This window comes from Sphaerisporangium sp. NPDC049002 (assembly GCF_040649355.1).
Taxonomy (GTDB): domain Bacteria; phylum Actinomycetota; class Actinomycetes; order Streptosporangiales; family Streptosporangiaceae; genus Sphaerisporangium.
The window spans coordinates 1-16,479 of sequence record NZ_JBEZFH010000015.1; the positions used below are offsets into that span (position 1 = coordinate 1).

General features: G+C 69.2%; 9 protein-coding genes. 4 read left to right on the forward strand and 5 right to left on the reverse strand.

All coding sequences use genetic code 11. From position 1 onward, the window contains the following. The 4 genes from AB0B89_RS05740 to AB0B89_RS05755 all read right to left on the reverse strand — a co-directional run. A partial coding sequence (locus AB0B89_RS05740) for a condensation domain-containing protein (RefSeq protein ID WP_358548648.1) occupies positions 1 to 1,019 on the reverse strand: 1,019 nt, incomplete at its 3' end. Between the two features lie 189 nt (positions 1,020 to 1,208). Further along, positions 1,209 to 2,813 (reverse strand): tyrosine 2,3-aminomutase, encoded by a 1,605-nt coding sequence (gene cmdF / locus AB0B89_RS05745; protein ID WP_358548652.1) that lies wholly within the window; start codon positions 2,811 to 2,813, stop codon positions 1,209 to 1,211. A 5-nt stretch (positions 2,814 to 2,818) separates the two neighbouring features. Next, positions 2,819 to 6,073 carry an AMP-binding protein gene (locus AB0B89_RS05750; RefSeq protein WP_358548655.1) on the reverse strand — a complete coding sequence of 1,085 codons (3,255 nt, stop codon included), beginning with the start codon at positions 6,071 to 6,073 and terminating at the stop codon, positions 2,819 to 2,821. Between the two features lie 83 nt (positions 6,074 to 6,156). Then, complete coding sequence (locus AB0B89_RS05755) at positions 6,157 to 7,557, reverse strand: FAD-dependent monooxygenase (RefSeq protein ID WP_358548658.1); 1,401 nt, start codon at positions 7,555 to 7,557, stop codon at positions 6,157 to 6,159. Positions 7,558 to 8,077: 520 nt separating this feature from the next. On the opposite strand from AB0B89_RS05755, the gene AB0B89_RS05760 reads away from it, so the two are divergent. Beyond that, positions 8,078 to 8,830 carry an SDR family oxidoreductase gene (locus AB0B89_RS05760; protein WP_358548661.1) on the forward strand — a complete coding sequence of 251 codons (753 nt, stop codon included), beginning with the start codon at positions 8,078 to 8,080 and terminating at the stop codon, positions 8,828 to 8,830. A 585-nt stretch (positions 8,831 to 9,415) separates the two neighbouring features. Further along, positions 9,416 to 12,508: a hypothetical protein gene (locus AB0B89_RS05765; RefSeq protein ID WP_358548664.1), complete on the forward strand. Its 3,093-nt coding sequence runs from the start codon at positions 9,416 to 9,418 to the stop codon at positions 12,506 to 12,508. Positions 12,509 to 12,600: 92 nt separating this feature from the next. Here the strand turns inward: AB0B89_RS05765 and AB0B89_RS05770 are convergent, their stop codons facing one another. Further along, a complete protein-coding gene (locus AB0B89_RS05770; protein WP_358548667.1) occupies positions 12,601 to 14,157 on the reverse strand; it encodes a methyltransferase domain-containing protein in 1,557 nt (518 codons plus the stop codon). A gap of 350 nt (positions 14,158 to 14,507) precedes the next feature. On the opposite strand from AB0B89_RS05770, the gene AB0B89_RS05775 reads away from it, so the two are divergent. Then, complete coding sequence (locus AB0B89_RS05775) at positions 14,508 to 15,338, forward strand: methyltransferase domain-containing protein (protein ID WP_358548670.1); 831 nt, start codon at positions 14,508 to 14,510, stop codon at positions 15,336 to 15,338. Between the two features lie 286 nt (positions 15,339 to 15,624). Further along, complete coding sequence (locus AB0B89_RS05780) at positions 15,625 to 16,458, forward strand: methyltransferase domain-containing protein (RefSeq protein ID WP_358548673.1); 834 nt, start codon at positions 15,625 to 15,627, stop codon at positions 16,456 to 16,458. The last annotated feature ends 21 nt before the right edge of the window (positions 16,459 to 16,479 follow it).

A 16,479-nucleotide genomic window follows, 5' to 3' on the forward strand; every position in this document is an offset into this window, starting at 1 on the left:
GGGATGTCGTTGCTCCAGGCCTGGATGCAGGTGGCCCGGGTCCTGTCGACGGCCTCAAGGAAGGTGTCGCACCCGGCGAGGTCGATCCGCAGGGGGACGAAGTTGAAGAAGGATCCGACCGTGTCGTGGAACCGCGTCTGCCCCCGGCCGGAGGTGAACGTCGGGACCACGATGTCGGTGGTCCCCGTCGTCTGGCGGAGCAGTGTGGCGTAGACGGCGAGCAGGACCATGAAGGGCGAGCTGCGCCTGCTCTTGGAGATCTCCAGGACCTTGGTCGTCAGCTCGGCGGGCAGCCAGAAGCGGTGCCATGCCGTCGTCTTGGGAAGCCCCTCCGACCGCAGGTGGTCGGTCGGGGTGGCGAGGATGCCGCCGCCCGCCAGCTTCTCCCGCCAGTACTCGCGCTTCGAGCTCGCGGCCTGCCCGGCCTCGCTCGTCTGCCAGCGGGCGAACTCCTTGTACTGGGTCACCTCGGGAAGCTCGGCCGTGTGGCCCGTGCGGGCCGCGTAGAAGCCGGCGAGGTCGCGCATGATGAGGCGCATGGACCACTCGTCGGCGGCCGAGTGGTGGGCGATCAGCACGAGGACCGAGTCGTCGTCGTCGAACCGGCCGAGCACGGCCCGCAGGAGGGGCAGCTCCCGGATGCCGTAGGCGCCGAGCTCGATGTCGACCAGCAGCTCCTCCGCGCGCAGTTCGCGCCCGTCGGGGGCGATGTCGGTGAAGTCGTGGGTGACCAGGATGGGAGGAGTGGCCGGGACGACCTTCTGGTACCTGTCGTCCCCGTCCCTGACGATCAGCGTGCGGAGCGCCTCGTGGCGGACCACCACGTCGTTGAGGGCGTCCTGCAGGATCGCGTCCTCGATCTTCCCGCTGACGCGCCAGCCGCAGACGATGTTGTACTTGGGGCCGAACGGTCCTTCTTCCTCGCCCCTGTCGAAATTGAAGAGGAATTCCTGGTTGAAGGAGAGTGGAATCCGTTCCGTCGTGTCACTGGTCGTATGCGGTGCCTCAGAAATGGTCATGATGCGCCACGTCTCCTTCAGGTCCTCGTGCGAGATCGGCACCGCCGGGCTCGGTGCGGAAAGTCGTTTCCCGGGGGTCGGCCGGCTCGGGGCATCGCGTCCAGCCATATTGACTAACTGTACGAACCCCGAGCCGGATTACGTTTCTCTTGAAATGCCGTATGCCTTATAACGAATGCCGCGGGCGGATCAGCGCAGCACGACGTCCTTGCTCACGGGCGACTGCAGGAACTCCCCGCGGGACACGGCGGCGGCCACGACCTCGATGTCGTCGGACATGTAGCGGTCGCGGTCCAGGGTCGGCACCAGCGAGCGCACGAGGTCGTAGGTGGCCTTGCCGACCGGGCTGAGCTGGTCGTACCGGCCGGACACGTCGACCGCCTGCGCCGCGGCGAGGAACTCCACGGCGAGGATGCGGTTGTTGTTCGACAGCACCCTGCGGGCGTTGCGGGCCGCGATGAGGCCCATGCTGACGACGTCCTGGTTGTCGCCGTTGGACGGGACGCTCTGGGTGCTGGCCGGGCCGATGGTCCGGTTCTCGGCGACCAGGGCCGTCGCCGGGTACTGAGCTCCGGCGAATCCGCTGTTCAGGCCGGGGTCCCCGGCCACCAGGAACTCGGGGAGCCCGTCGCTGAGGTGACGGTTGAGCAGGCGGTTGGTGCGGCGCTCGGAGAACACGCCGAGCTGGGTGAGCGCGATGGTCACGTAGTCCATCGCGAAGGCGATGGGCTGGCCGTGGAAGTTCGCGCCGTGGAAGATCTCCTTGCCCTCGAAGAACAGCGGGTTGTCGTTGGAGGAGTTCAGCTCGATCTCAAGCTTCTCCACGGCGTGGTAGATGGTGTCGCGCACGGCGCCGACGACCTGCGGGATGGCGCGCAGCGTGTAGGCCTTCTGGATGTAGACCTCGGTCCGGTGCACGCCCTCGCCCGACTTCGCCTCCTGCGCCTGGCGGCGCAGCTCGGCGTGCTCCAGGGTCAGACCGCTCCCCCGGATCAGCGACCGCATGTTGGCGGCCGTGTCGATCTGCCCCTTGTGGGGGCGGGCGATGTCGTGGCCCTCGGCGAGGAACGGGCTGGTGGAGCCGCGCAGGGTCTCCACGACCAGCGCCGTGACGATCTCGGCCTGACGCACCTGGTCGAGGGCCCTGCCCACGACCAGGGCGCCGAGGCCCGTCATCCCGGACGTGCCGTTGATCAGGGACAGACCCTCCTTGAACCGCAGCTGCAGCGGCTCGATGCCGTGCTCGCGCAGGACCGTGGCGGTCTCGACCCGCTTGCCGTCACGCAGCACGTAGCCCTCGCCGATGAGCGTGCTGGCGATGTGGGCCAGCGTCGCGAGGTCGCCGCTGGCGCCGAGCGAGCCGATCTCCGGGATGGCCGGAGTGATCCCGAGGTTGAGGTAGAGCGCCAGGCGCTCCAGCAGTTCGGGCCGGACCGCGGAGTAGCCCCTGGCCAGAGCGTTCAACCGGGCCGCGAGGATCGCGCGGGCCTCGTCCTCGGCGAACAGCGGGCCGACGCCGGCGCTGTGGCTGCGGACCAGGTTGGTCTGGAGCTCCACCTCCTTGGAGGTGTCGACGAGCATGTAGATCATCTCGCCGTAACCCGTCGTCACACCGTAGACCGGGATGTTCTGGCGGACGGTGTCCTCGAACATCGCCCTGCTGGTGGCGGCCCTGGCCAGAGCCGACGGGGCCACGCTGCACGTCGCCCAGTCCTCTGCGACCCTTCGGACATCGGCGATTTCCAGGCTTTCACCGTTGAAATCAACGGACAGCTCGGTTTCGACCAGAGTCACGTTTCTCACCCCATCATGGTTTGGGTAATTACTTCTGTCGTTACGGCTTGCGACTCAAGAAAAGCGGAGAGGCCGGCCGGGGTCGGATCGGCGAAGAACTGCGCGAGCGACACCGCCACGCCGAAGCGCCCGTGAATCCGATCGAGCAGCACGGGGACGAGCAGGGAATGCCCGCCCGCCGCGAAGAAGGTGACGTCCGCCTCCGCCCGCCCGGTGCCGAGCAGCTCCGACCAGATCGCGGCCAGGTCGCTCTCCACCGGCGTCCGCGCCGGAGCGGACGTACGGGCGAGGGAGGATGCCGGACGCGGAAGGGCGGCCCGGTCCACCTTGCCGCCGATGTTGCGCGGAAGGCGGTCCAGGGTCCGGAACGACACCGGCGGCATGGCCTTGCCGAACCGCCGGCGCAAGGCTGCGCGCCAGAGGTCCGCGGCGGCGTCCGGCGTGCGGGGGACGACGTAGCCCACCAGGCGCCGGACCAGTCCGTCGGCGTCGGACACGGCGACGACGGCGCACTCGGCCACCGACTCGTGCGCGGCCAGCGCCGCCTCGATGTCGGTCAGCTCCATGCGCGCGCCGTTGAACTTGACCTGGAAGTCCTTGCGTCCGCCGAACTCCAGGGAGCCGTCCCACCTCCGGCGGCCGAGGTCGCCGGTCCGGTAGGACCTCCGGCCGTCCTCGAATCCGGAGAGGGGCAGGAAGGGCGACCGCTCGCCCGACGCCGCGCCGACGTACCCCGGCGTGATGTGCGGGCCCCGGATGACGATCTGCCCGGCGACCCCCGCCGGGCAGGGCCGGTCGTGCTCGTCGAGCACGAGGATCTGCCGCCCGGGGATCGGCCCGCCGATCGGCACCACGCCGTACACCGGGCCGGTGACCTCATGGAAGGTCGCCAGGATCGACTCGGTGGGGCCGTACAGGTTGACCAGCCGCAGCGCGGGCAGGGCCGCGCGCAGCCCGTTGGCCAGCTCTCCGGCCAGCGGCTCACCCGCCAGCAGGAGATGGCCGAGCGCCGGGAGCCCCCGCGCCGGACCGTCGGCGGCGATCACGCCGAGAAGCTGGCGCGCGAAGCTCGGGACCGTCTGGAAGACCGTGATCCGCTCGTCCGCGAGCCATCCGGCCATCTTCTCCGGATTCGCACGGGTCCGCTCGGGCACCGGGTACAGCGTCGCGCCCGCGACGAGGGCGGAGAATATCTCCACCAGGCTCGCGTCGTACGCCGGCGCCGCCCACTGGGCCATGCGGGACCCGGGGCGGAGGCCGAACTCCCCGGCGAACCAGGTGACGAACTGCGCGAAACTGCCGTGGGACTGCGCGATGCCCTTGGGCCTGCCGGTCGAGCCGGAGGTGTAGGCGACGTACGCCCGCCCGGTCATGCCACCGGAAGGCGGCACAGGGCCGGCGTTCGCCGGGCGGCCGGTGCCGAGAAGGGCGAGGTCCAGGATCCGGCCGTCCAGCTCGTCGCGGTACCACCGGGCCAGCTCGTCGCCGGCGGGCTCCTCGTCGAGCACCAGCACGGCCGGCCGGATGTCGTCGAGCACGGCCTTGCCCCGCTCCCCCGCGTCCCCGGTGCCGAGGCAGACCAGGTGTGCCCCGGCGTCGAGCACTCCGAGCAGCGTCGCGACCTGGCGCGGTCCCTGTGCCATCCGCACCGCCACCGGCTGGCCTTCGACACCGCCGAGCGCCGCCAGCGCGCCGGTGACGGCCGCCGCCCGCTCCTCCAGCTCCCGGTAGGACAGGCCGGTCCCGTCCCACACCACCGCGAGGGCGTCCGGGTCCGTACGGGCGCGCAGGTGCACCAGCTCGTGGACCGGCCGGTCCACGGGGGCGGCGGCCTCGATCAGGTCCGCCTCGGCCACCGCGGCCTGGATGCGGTCCGCTCCCTCCAGCGGAAGGGCGTCGACCGGCAGCCCGGGGTCCCGCAGCGCGGCGGTCAGCAGGGTGTGGAGCTGTTCGGCGACGTGCCGCGCGGACTCCGCGTCGAACAGGCTGTCGCGGTACTCCAGGGAACCGGTCACCGAGGGACCGGCCCGCTCGATGGTGAGGGTGAGGTCGGTCCTGGCCGAGCCGCCGCCGTCGCGCAGGCGGCGGGCCGCCGCCCCGGGCAGCCTCAGTCCGGGCTCGGGTGACTCCTCGAACACGAACATGACGTCGCCCATGGGGATCCGGTAGGGGTCACGGTCCACGTTGAGCGCCCGTACCAGCTCGTCGAAGGGCAGCTCCCGGTGCTCGAAGGCCTCCCTCGCCACCCGCGCCGTCCTGCCGAGCAGCTCGCGGAACGCCGGGCGTCCCGACAGGTCGGCGCGCATGATCAGCAGGTTGTCGAAGGGTCCGACGACGTCGCCGAACTCGGGCCCGGGGCGCGCCTGCGCGGGCACCGCGACCACCGGACGCTCCTCGCGGCCGTACCTGCCCAGCAGGCACTGGAACGCCGCGAGCAGGGCGACCATCGGCGTGGTCCCCTCCGCCCGGCACAGCTCGGCGAGGGCACCGCCCAGTTCCCCGTCCCACTCGAAGCGCACGACGCCGCCGTGGGACGACGGGCCCGGGGGCCGCGCCCGGTCCACCGGGAGCGCGGGCGGTGCCGGGGGCGGCGACAGCGTTTCCGCCCACCCGTCCAGCAGGCGTCGGAACTCCGGCGTGGACAGCCGGTCGCGCTCGCGGACGGCGTGGTCGGCGTACTGGCGCCGCGGGTCAGGCAGCGCGTCCCCGGCCGGCCTGCCGGCCACGAGCGCGGCGTAGCAGGCGGAGATCTCGTCCACCAGGATCGCCATCGACCGCTCGTCGGCCACCGCCTGGTGGCACACGAGCACCACCGCGTGAACCGGCTCGCCCCGCCGCCGCTCCGAAGGGGCCTGCGGATGCTCCGGGAGGGACTGCGAATGCTCCGAAGGTGCCTGTCGCCGCTCCAGGCGGGCCTGGCGCGCGACGGCCAGCCGGGCGAGCGGCCCCCTCGCCAGGTCGAACGGCGTGGCCGCCTGCTCGGCGCACCACCGCTCGGCGGGCGGGGCGAGCGTGCCGAGATCGGTGAACGAGACGGCGGCCCCGCCCACGGCGGCGATCTCCTGCGCGGGCCGCCCGCCCGCCTCGGCCAGAGTGGTCCTGAGGATCTCGTGACGGCGGGTCACCTCGCGCCACGCGGCGGAAAGGGCCGAGAGGTCCAGCTCGCCGGTCACCAGGTAGGCCCTGGACAGGTTGTGCGCCGGCGAACCGGGGACCAGCCTGTCCAGGAACCACGCGCGGTCCTGCGCGCGCGATGTCACGGCCCGCCGAGCGTGGGACCCACGGGTACGAGATGCCTCAGTCACTCATGTTCCCTTCGAGGTTCGGCGGCCTGAGACGACCTTCAGAGGGAGGGGACCTTCGCCTTCTCCCCGGTCCAGGTCCAGTGCCCCTTCGCCTCCCGGACCTTGGACAGGCCCGCCGCCGCCAGCAGCACGCGCAGGAGGAACTTCGGCTTCATCAGCGTCTCGGGCCGGTCCACCTGGCCGGCGACGCGGAAGTAGGCCGCGGTGACCCTGCTGTCGCGGGTGCCCGCCCGGTAGATGAGGTTGGTCATCACCTGCCGCATGCGGACCGCGAAGGTGCGCTCGCCCTCGACGCCGGGGAAGCCGAGGTCGACGGCGTGGGTGACCTCCCACGGCGGGTCGATGACGTCGCGCGCGAGGTCGCGGAAGTACTGGAGCGGCTGCGGGGCCGCGCCACTGTGCAGGTGGCCGCGCATGACGAGGGCCGACATCGCCGCCACCGTCATCCCCCCGGCGTAGATCGGGTTGAAGCAGGTCACGGCGTCGCCGACCACCAGGAGGCCGTCGGGGAAGCGGTCCATGTCCTCGTACCGGCGCCGCAGGGTGGTCGGGAAGCGGAACGCGGTCGGCTCGTCCAGCGGCTCGGCGGCGATGACGGCCTCGTAGATCTCGGGGATGCCGAGCGACTTGACGAAGTCGTAGTAGCCCTGCTGGTCGGTCGGCGGGTGGTCACCGAGGATGCCGTAGACGGTGAGCTCGACGCGGCCGCCGTCCGTCTTGGTGAAGATCGCGCCACGCGGCAGCTTGGGGTGGGCGATGGTGTTGATCGACAGGTCGCCGTCGTAGGGGTCGGTGCGCAGCCGGTAGTGCTGGGTGCCGTAGCCGAGGCCGATCTTCTTACGGTCCTCCACGACCCGCTGGTAGCCGAGGTCCTCCAGCCAGATGGGGGTGCGGGAGCCGCGGCCTGTGGCGTCGACGACGAGGTCGGCGTCGAGGACCTCCTCGACGCCCTCACCGTCGAGGTTCTGCACGCGGACACCAGTGATCTTGCTGCGTTCCGGCGTGGCGACCAGGCCGAGGATGTCGTGCCGCTCCAGGAAGACCACGTTGCCGAGGGCCGCCGTCCTCTGGCGGACGTGCTTCTCCAGCATCGGCCGGCTGGCGGCGACGCAGATCATGCCGGCGGGCTGCTGCCGAAGGTGCTTGCCGAGGGCGTACCAGCGGACGGTGCCGGCCAGGTCGCCCTGGGGCGTGCCGTCCTCGAAGATCTCGGTGGTGATCCCCGGGTACATCTCCTCCATGGCCATCTGGCCGCGGGTCATCAGGCCGTTGATGTGCTTTCCCTGGGGACAGCCGCGTCGCGGCCCCTCCACGTCGATCAGCTCGTCGCGGTCGACGATGACCACTTCGTCGTAGGCATCGGCGAGCACTCTGGCCGCGAACAGTCCGGCAAGGCTTCCACCGAGCACCACCGCGCGGGTATTGGCGTCGTTGCCCATCGTGTCATCTCCTCGAAATTCCGTATTCTTCAGGCATCGTCTTTGCGGTGGTCGTTAACCGGTGCCGGTTCTTTTCCTGATGACCACCAGCGTCGTATGGATTTCACGCCGGCCCTGGTCGGTATCTGATCTGGCGGCGGAGCGTGCCGGCCGGAATATTCACGGGGGTCCGCATGGACTTCACATCTCGCCGTGGTCGCGAGGCATTCGGGACGATCCGCAGGTCGGGCGGGGTGATGACGGCCCACGTCGTACCCGTCCGGCCCGTGACGGTTCACCGGCGACGACGCCGTCCACGGTTAAGAGACACGGGGTGCTCCTTCCTTCACCTGTTCAGCGAGAAACAGTCGATCCGCCGATCAGCACCGCTACATCGTCACGTCCTGTCGCGCCGTGCCGCATCTTTCGGAATGCTGTGCTGGACGCCTTCACGGGCGCGGGAAGAGATATCGTGCGGGCCTGAAACAAGAGCGCAATTCAGGAGATGTGACGTCGCGGGCGTGAATGTGACGCTGACCGCATGACCGAGTTTGAGGGTAAGAACGTACTGATCACCGGTGGCGGCAGCGGCATGGGCCTGGCCACCGCACGACGACTCCTCGCCGAAGGCGCGAACGTCATCCTCGCCGGACGGGACAAGGACCGCCTCGACGCGGCCGCCAAGGACCTCGACGCCGGGGACCGCGTGCTGACCGTGGCCGCCGACGTCTCCGTCACCGAGGACCTCGACCGGCTCGTGGGCGAGATCGAGCAGCGCTTCGGGCGCCTGCACGGTGTCTTCGCCAACGCGGGCATCGCCCTGTTCGGGCTGAGCGCGCAGGCCACCGAGGCCGACTTCGACCACATCACCGGCATCAACTTCAAGGGTGTGTACTTCACCATCCAGAAGGCACTGCCGCTGCTGGAGGAGGGCGCCTCCATCGTGATCAACGGGTCCTGGCTCGCCCACCGCGGCCTGGCCTTCACCTCGATCTACGCCGCCACCAAGGCCGCCGTGATCAACCTGACCCGCACCCTCGCGCCGGACCTCGGCACCCGGGGCATCCGGGTCAACGCCGTCAGCCCCGGCTACATCGTCACCGACATGTTCACCGCCATCTCCAGCACGGACGAGGCGCAGGAGCAGTGCCGCAGCCAGGTCGCGCTGGGCCGGCTGGGCAGCGCCGACGACGTGGCCGACGCCGCGGTCTTCCTGCTCTCCTCCCGCTCGTCCTACATCACCGGCCAGGAGATCGCCGTCGACGGCGGCCTGACCACCTCCGTCGCCCTCTGACCCGCTTCGGGAAACGCTTCGGAAAGCGCTTAGGACACCACTTAGGACGCCGCTTCGGACAACGCCTCTGGCGAGCGCCACGTACGGGGAGCCGACCGCTGAGCTAGAAGAGCGGTGGCTCCCCGGTGTGTGTGCGCGCAGACGCCCGCTCGGCCTCTCCTGAACTCCGCCCGGCCCGCTTCACGCGCGCCGCGGCCCTCACGCCTTCAGCATGGCGTCTTCCTCCCCACCCGAGCCCCGATACATCGGAGGTATCGCGACGGCTCGCATGGCGATTGTGGCTGGTAGCAGGCGATTTTCCCTCCCAGTTACATGATTTCAGGCCCTTATGGGGGATTTTGTTGATCCATCAGCCTGTCTGCTAGGTATTGACGTTGGAAGACATCCAATGTTAACTGCGCCTGACAGTCTGAAAACGGAACTGTGCGGCGTCCCGGCGGGAGGCACCGCCGTTCCGTATCGGGTCTGCGCCATCCAAACCCCCTCGGCACTGCTCCGTGCGGCGACGGCCGCAGTGAAGGCGAGGGCGGCCCGCCGCGGGAGAGGAAGACCATGCTGAAGAGGCTGTTACGTAGCCTGCCGCCGTTGACGCTCGCCGTAGGCCTGCTGGCCGTCGGCGCGGCCCCGCCGACCCTGGCCTCGACCACCGACGCCGCGTTCGACCAGGCCGCCGGGGCGCTCAACGTCGACTACCAGGGGTACCTGTCCAAGCACGACATCGTGTACAACCGGCCCAACACCAATCCCAACTACGGCCTCACCGTCGGCAACGGCCGCACGGGCGCCATGGTGTGGAACCAGAACGGGCTGACGATGCAGGTGTCGGGCGTCGACCTGTCGCAGCAGTCCGCCTTCGCGGCCGGCCTCGTGAACCTGTACTCCAACCCGGGGATGGACACCGGGTACACGAACTACCAGCAGCGGCTGTCGCTGTACGACGGGACCCTGACCACCAAGTACGACTCCAACCGGACCGTCACCATCCTCGGGTCGCCCAACTCCGAGGTCATGGGCATCCACGTGGACGACACCCGCGGCGGAGTGTCGAGCGTGGCCATGGACCTGAGCATGTGGGATCCCGCGACCGTCACCAACAGCGGCGACGTGCCCGACCTGAACACGTGGAAGACGATCTCCACCTACGCCGACTCGGCGAGCGCCGGGCTCAGCCGAGGGCAGACCGACGCCAACGGGTTCGGCTACACCCTGGCCGCCACCGTGGAGGGCGCCGGCTTCACCACCCAGGTCGTCGACGGCAGGAAGGTGCGGCTGAACATCACGCCCACCTCCAGCTACACGATCTGGATCACCGCCTCCAGCCGGATCAACGCGCCCAACCGCGACTCGGTGACCCAGGCCCGCAACCAGCTCTCCTCGGTCAAGAGCACCGGGTACGCCACCACGTACACCAACTACCGCAACTGGTGGCACTCGTTCTGGAACAAGTCGTTCGTCCAGTACTCCAACGGCTCCCGTGACGCGGACTACATGGAGAACGTCTACTACCTGAGCACCTACATGATCGCGGCAGGGGGCTACGGCAACTACCCGCTGCACTTCATCAACGGGGTGTTCCGCGCCACCCAGGACGCCACCAAGTGGAGCAACGCCTACTGGTACTGGAACCAGCGGGACGTCTACAACTCCTTCCTGGCGTCCAACCACACCGACCTCATGGACGGCTTCAACAAGCTCTACAGCCGCAACTACAACGCGCTGAAGTCGTACACGCAGACCAGGTACGGCGTGGACGGGCTGTGGGTGCCGGAGACGATGGGCTGGGACGGCAACGCGCGCGGCACGGTCGGCAGCGACTACACCAAGAACATCCTGTCGACCGGCTACGAGGCCGCGTACAACATGTACCTGCGCTACCGGTACACCAACGACGCCACCTACCTGCGCGACGTCGCCTACCCGTACATGCGTGAGACGGCGAAGTTCTACTCGGCCATGCTGTCGCTCGACACCGCCACCAACACGTACTACATGGCCAACTCCAACTCCCACGAGACGTACTGGAACGTCCGCAACGCGATCACCGACCTCGCCGCCGTGCGGAGCATCTTCCCGCTGACCATCCAGGTCAGCCAGCAGCTCGGCGTCGACACCGGCCTGCGCGCCGGATGGCAGAACGTGCTCGACCACCTCGTGCCGTACCAGGTCGCGGGCGGCGCCTACCAGCCGCACCAGCCGCCGATCTCGCAGACCAGGAACAACGAGAACGTCTCGGCCGAGCTGATCTGGCCCTACAACATCACCGGCATCGGGTACCCCGACTACCAGACCGCGGTCAACACCTGGAACCAGCGGCCCTTCCCCTACGGCAACGTGTGGTCCAACGACGCGGTCCAGGCGGCCCGCCTCGGCCTCGGCGACCAGGCGTACCAGGGCATGAAGACGATGCTGCAGAAGTACCAGAACTACCCCAACGGCATGACCAACAACACCAACGGCGTCTTCGAGTACCTCGGCGTACACCTGTCGGCGCTCAACGAGTCGCTCATGCAGAGCTACAACGACAAGATCCGGGTGTTCCCCGCCGTACCGGCCGACTCCTCCTTCGTCGGGAAGTTCACCCTCCTGGCCAAGGACGGCTTCCTCGTCAGCTCCGAGCGCGAGGCGGGCGAGGTCAAGTACGTCGGGCTCAAGAGCCTGTACGGCAAGCAGGCCACGGTGGTCAATCCCTGGGGCACCCAGCAGGTGCGCGTGCGCCGGGCCTCGGACAACGCCATCCTGGCCACCTCCTCCGGCGCCGAGGTCTCCTTCGCCACCGCGGCGAACACGGTCTACGTCGTGGAGCGCACGGCCAAGCCGCTCAGCTCGTACTCCTCGGCCCGGCTCACCGGCACCGCCAACCAGAGCGCCAAGACGCTCAGCGGCACCGCCTCGGCCCTCGGCATCGGGGCGACGGGGAACGCGCTGGTGAACGACACCGAGCTCACCTACGACGCCAACTGGTACCACACGACCGCCAGGGGCTACGGCGACTACAACGACGACACCCACCACACCAACACGGTGGGGGCGACGGCCCAGTACACCTTCACCGGTACCGGCATCGAGTACCTCTCGGAGCGCAACGGTGACATGGGCAACGTGGACGTCTACCTCGACAACGTCCTGCAGACCAACGTGAACCTGTACGTCTCAGGAGCCAGGCAGGCCCAGCAGGTCGTCTTCAGCAAGACCGGCCTGTCCAGCGGGCAGCACACGATCAAGATCGTGAACAAGGCCACCGCGGTCGGCATGGTCGACGCCCTGCGGGTCCTCACCGGGACGTCCGGGACCCCGACGATCAGCCTGCGGTCCAGGGCGAACAACCTGTACGTCACCGCGCCCAGCGGCTCGCCGCTGATCGCGAACAAGTCCACCGCCGGGACCGCGGAGCAGTTCGAGCGCGTCGACCTCGGCAACGGCACCATCGCCCTCAAGGCGAAGAGCAACGGCCAGTTCGTCAGCGCGGAGAACGCCGGCGCGGAGCCGCTCATCGCCAACCGGCCCTCCGCCGGATCCTGGGAGACCTTCCAACTGGTCGGCAACCCCGACGGGACGGTCAGCCTCAAGGCCCAGGTCAACGGCAAGTACGTCTGCGCGGACGGCGCCGGAGCCCAGCCGCTCATCGCCAACCGCACCGCCATCGGCCCCTGGGAGTCGTTCGACCTGATCAGGAGCTGACAACGACCACGCTCCGGGGCGTACGCCGAGCGCCCCGGAGCGTGTCCTACCAGCGATGGGTGGCCGCCGTCCACGGCGACCGGCCCGCGGGATCAGTCCCGTACGGCCGTGATGAAGGCGAAGCTGCCGGGACCGGAGACGTCCCGCACGGTCATCCCGGCGGCGGACAGCCACCGCTTGAGCTCGTCCAGCTCGAAGAGCAGCATCCCCTCGACCCGGCTCGGGAAGTAGTGGGAGGCCTGGAAGTACCGGGCGATCGGGTCGGAGTCGAACAGGAACGTCATCAGCGTGAAGGTGCCGCCAGGCCGCAGGACCCGGCCCACCTCGGCGATGGCCCTGGCAGCGTCGTCGGGGAAGGCGTGCAGGGCGTTCCAGCAGTTCACCGCACCCATGGTGGAGTCACCGAACGGGATGTCGAGCGCGCTGGCGCGGACCGCAGGCACCTCGGGCAGCTTGCCGCGCAGCACCGTCAGCATCGGAAGGCCCATGTCGAGGGCGATCAGCCGGTCCCGGCCGACCGTCTCGGCCACCACGGTCGTCCACCGGCCGGCGCCCGCCGCGACGTCGAGCACCGGGCCGTCCACCGGACGGATGTGCTGCGCGACGTAGGCGTCCTCGTCGGCGAGGGTGACCGCGCCGCCCCAGTTCCCGCCGGCGATCCGCAGGAACGCCGGCCGGAGCACGGACTCGTAGTAGATGCCCATGGTCGGCATCTCCGCCAGCTTCGACAGCAGGTTCGCGGTCGCGTCGTCCTCGACGTCCGCCGCCGACTCGCTCACACCCTCCGACAGGTCGAGGATGCCGCGCGCGAGCGGGTACCGGGTCGCGCAGGCGTCGCACCGGACGACGTCGGGCGTGAAGTCGAGCGGGCCGCCGCAGGAGGGGCAGTGGAAGGCGTCCGCGTGGCGGGCGAAGAGCTCGGTCCCGGAATCCGCGGGAACCTCGGGCACGGTGGCGTCACCGGGCGAGACCGCTCCGCCGGCCACCACGGGGGCTCCGTACCGCACCGCGAAGTACGCCTTCGCGCCCGTGTAGCCGAGCAGGGTCCGGGTGTCGTTCTCCCAGTTCGTCGTGACCTGCGCCGGGGTGAGGGTCCGGACCCACTCCTGGTTGAACGCGCGCTCGTCGTCGGTCAGCTGCCACACCGAAGGCGAGGGCCACAGGGCGCCGAGGTCGGGGGCGTCGAGGTCCAGCGTGCGCAGGGCGCGGTCGAGCCTGCTCTGGTCGCCCGGGTCCAGGTCGAGGTGCTCGACGGCGGCCAGGATGCGGTCGCGGTCGCCGGGGAAGTGCGACAGGAGGTAGAGCAGGGCGAGCGTCAGCGGACGTCCCTTCACCGCGCCGCCCACCAGGTCGAGGTACCGGTCGAGGCCCTGCCGGACCGCCGTGGCGACCTCACCGTCGACGGCGGGGTACTCCGCCTCGGCGAGAAGGGCGAGCAGGATGATCACGTAGCCCTTGCGGTCGTCGCCGGCCTCGTCCAGGTACGCCACGAGAGCGGGCGTCGCCGCCAGCGCCTGTTCCGTCAGCTCGCCGTCGTTCCACAGCGCGCCGACCAGTCGCTGGTACTCCGTGTGGAGGTCGTCGGGGCCGGCGTTGGTGAAATCTTCCAGCAGATCGGCGACGGTCAGCTGCGTGGTGGAAACACTCATGTGCGCGTCCTTTCACGAAAGGTAAGACGGGGCTTTGAGTCCGCACTCGATAAGCGGTGTGCGACTACCGCGCCCAAGGTGCAATGCCAGCCGGCCGCTTCCGGGCCCAGCTCACTCCGCGCTCGTCCGGCGAGATATCCGTTTTACAAAATCCTCGCACCGGCGTCCGTCCGCGTCTTCTCCGAGCTTGCTTACCGGCATTTCGCCTGGCCTCGTCAGGACTCCTCACCAGGAGCACAGCAACCATAAAGATGCGGCCGGGCCTGGTGGCGAAACACCATAAGGATCATCGTGGGCGTTCCTCGGTTTCGGTACGGCGTATGAGGCCACTCGATTGGAGTGTCGGATTAATGACCAGGGATTTGATCGACCCAGCCGACATCGGCACGCACTACGACGAGCGCTCTCCCATCGGGGACGAGTTCCGCAACGGCCAGCTGCACATGTGGTACTGGTACGACAACGACGACGACACCCCGCTCAAGGACGCCGTCCACCGGATCAGCCGCAAGGTGACCGACACCCTCGGCCTGCGCCCCGGAGAGCGCGTGCTGGACGCCGGATGCGGGCCGGGCGAGACGGCCGTCTACCTGGCGAAGAACTTCGGCGTACACGTCACCGGCATCACGGTGAGCGCCTTCGAGATCGACAAGGCCAAGGAGCGGGCCGCCGCCACCGGCGTCGGCGACCGCGCGCACTTCGAGTACGGCGACTACATGGACCTGTCCTACCCGGACGGCTCCTTCGACGCCGTCCTGGCGCTCGAATCGCTCCAGAACGCCCAGGACCTCGGCCGGGTGCTCGGGGAGCTCTACCGCGTGCTCCGTCCGGGCGGGAGGATCTCGTTCTCGGACTTCAGCCTGGAGTCGGCGGCCGAGCCCGCGCGAGTGGCGAAGTTCATGGAGACACTCAAGCTGCGCGAGCTGCCCACGCTGGCGGAGTGGATCGAGCACGCGCGCGGTGCGGGGTTCGAGGTCGAGGAGTACACCCAGTGCGGCCCGAGGGTGTTCGGCAAGAAGTCGAAGTACATCAAGTCCGCGATGGACCAGAGAGACTCGATCGCCTCGAAGTTCGGCGAGGAGGCCCTGGCGGAGTTCTCACGCAGGCACCTGGGCTTCTTCGCCCCGAGGAAGGACCAGATCGGCTACGTGATCCTGTCCGCCCGCAAGCCGCTCCGCTGAACCCGTCCCCCTAGCGCTCGCGCGCGGGAACTCCCGTACCCCTACGCCCGGCACGCGGGGGTGACGGTGGCCCACGGTGGATGCATGATGGTGATGCGCGTCACGTTCCACGCCTCCCGAGCTTCCGCCACAAGCGACGACGCCGGCCTTCGACTGCCGGCACCTCCCGAGGCGCATTCGCACAGGGACCGGCGGGTCCGCACCGTTCACAGCCGGGGAGCCATGGATCCGCCGGTCGTCGACGCCCGCGGTCCGACCCCCATCGAGCCGAACCAGCGGAGCTGACATGACCACAGAGCCTGCTTTACACGAGCCTGAGCGCACCTCGGAGTTCTACGACGTCTCCAACCTGATCCTCATCGAGTTGTGGAGCGAGAACTTCCACCACGGATACTGGCTCTCGGACGACGACGAGAGCTCCAACCAGATCGCCACCGACCGCCTGACCGACCTGCTCATCGAGAAGTCGGATCTCGGGCGGGGCGGGCGGCTGCTTGACGTGGGCTGCGGAATCGGCACCTCGGTCTTCCGGCTGGCGGAGTCGTCGCCGGCGGAGATCGTCGGCATCTCCAACAACCAGGCGCAGATCGACGAGGCGAACCGCCGTGCGCGGGCCAAGGACCTGGACCACCGGGTGAGCTTCGAGAACGCCGACGTGCTGGCGCTGCCCTACGCCGACGAGTCCTTCGACGTCGTGTGGGTCTTCGAGGCCCTGATGCACATGGAGCGCCTCCCGACCCTGCGCGAGATCCGCCGCGTGCTGCGCCCGGGTGGCCGTGTCATCGTCACCGACCTCCTCCAGCACGGTCCCATGAGCGAGGACGACGTGCGGACCGTGGAAGATCACATGCGGGAGATGCATGCCAGCCCGCTGCTGGACGAGGAGACCTACCGCGCCCTGGTCGCCGAGTCCGGCCTGGAGGTGGACGAGCTGACCGACATCAGCGAGAACACCAAGAAGACGGCCTGGCGGGTGTACGACGCGGTGAACGAGCGTCACGACGAGATGATCGAGCGGTACGGCCCGGAGGTCGCCGGCGTGCTGGAGGTCTTCCGCAACCCGGTCGGCCTGCTCCCGCAGATGGGCTACCTCGTAGCCGTCGCGCGCAGACCCGCCTGACCCGAATGCTCTGCCGGCCGT

What these genes read in the sequence shown, in the direction of transcription:
- AB0B89_RS05760 (WP_358548661.1), top strand. Translation starts at nt 8,078, where the DNA reads ATGACCGAGTTTGAGGGTAAGAACGTACTGATCACCGGTGGCGGCAGC.
- AB0B89_RS05780 (WP_358548673.1), top strand. Translation starts at nt 15,625, where the DNA reads ATGACCACAGAGCCTGCTTTACACGAGCCTGAGCGCACCTCGGAGTTC.
- AB0B89_RS05775 (WP_358548670.1), top strand. Translation starts at nt 14,508, where the DNA reads ATGACCAGGGATTTGATCGACCCAGCCGACATCGGCACGCACTACGAC.
- AB0B89_RS05755 (WP_358548658.1), bottom strand. Translation starts at nt 7,557, where the DNA reads ATGGGCAACGACGCCAATACCCGCGCGGTGGTGCTCGGTGGAAGCCTT.
- AB0B89_RS05770 (WP_358548667.1), bottom strand. Translation starts at nt 14,157, where the DNA reads ATGAGTGTTTCCACCACGCAGCTGACCGTCGCCGATCTGCTGGAAGAT.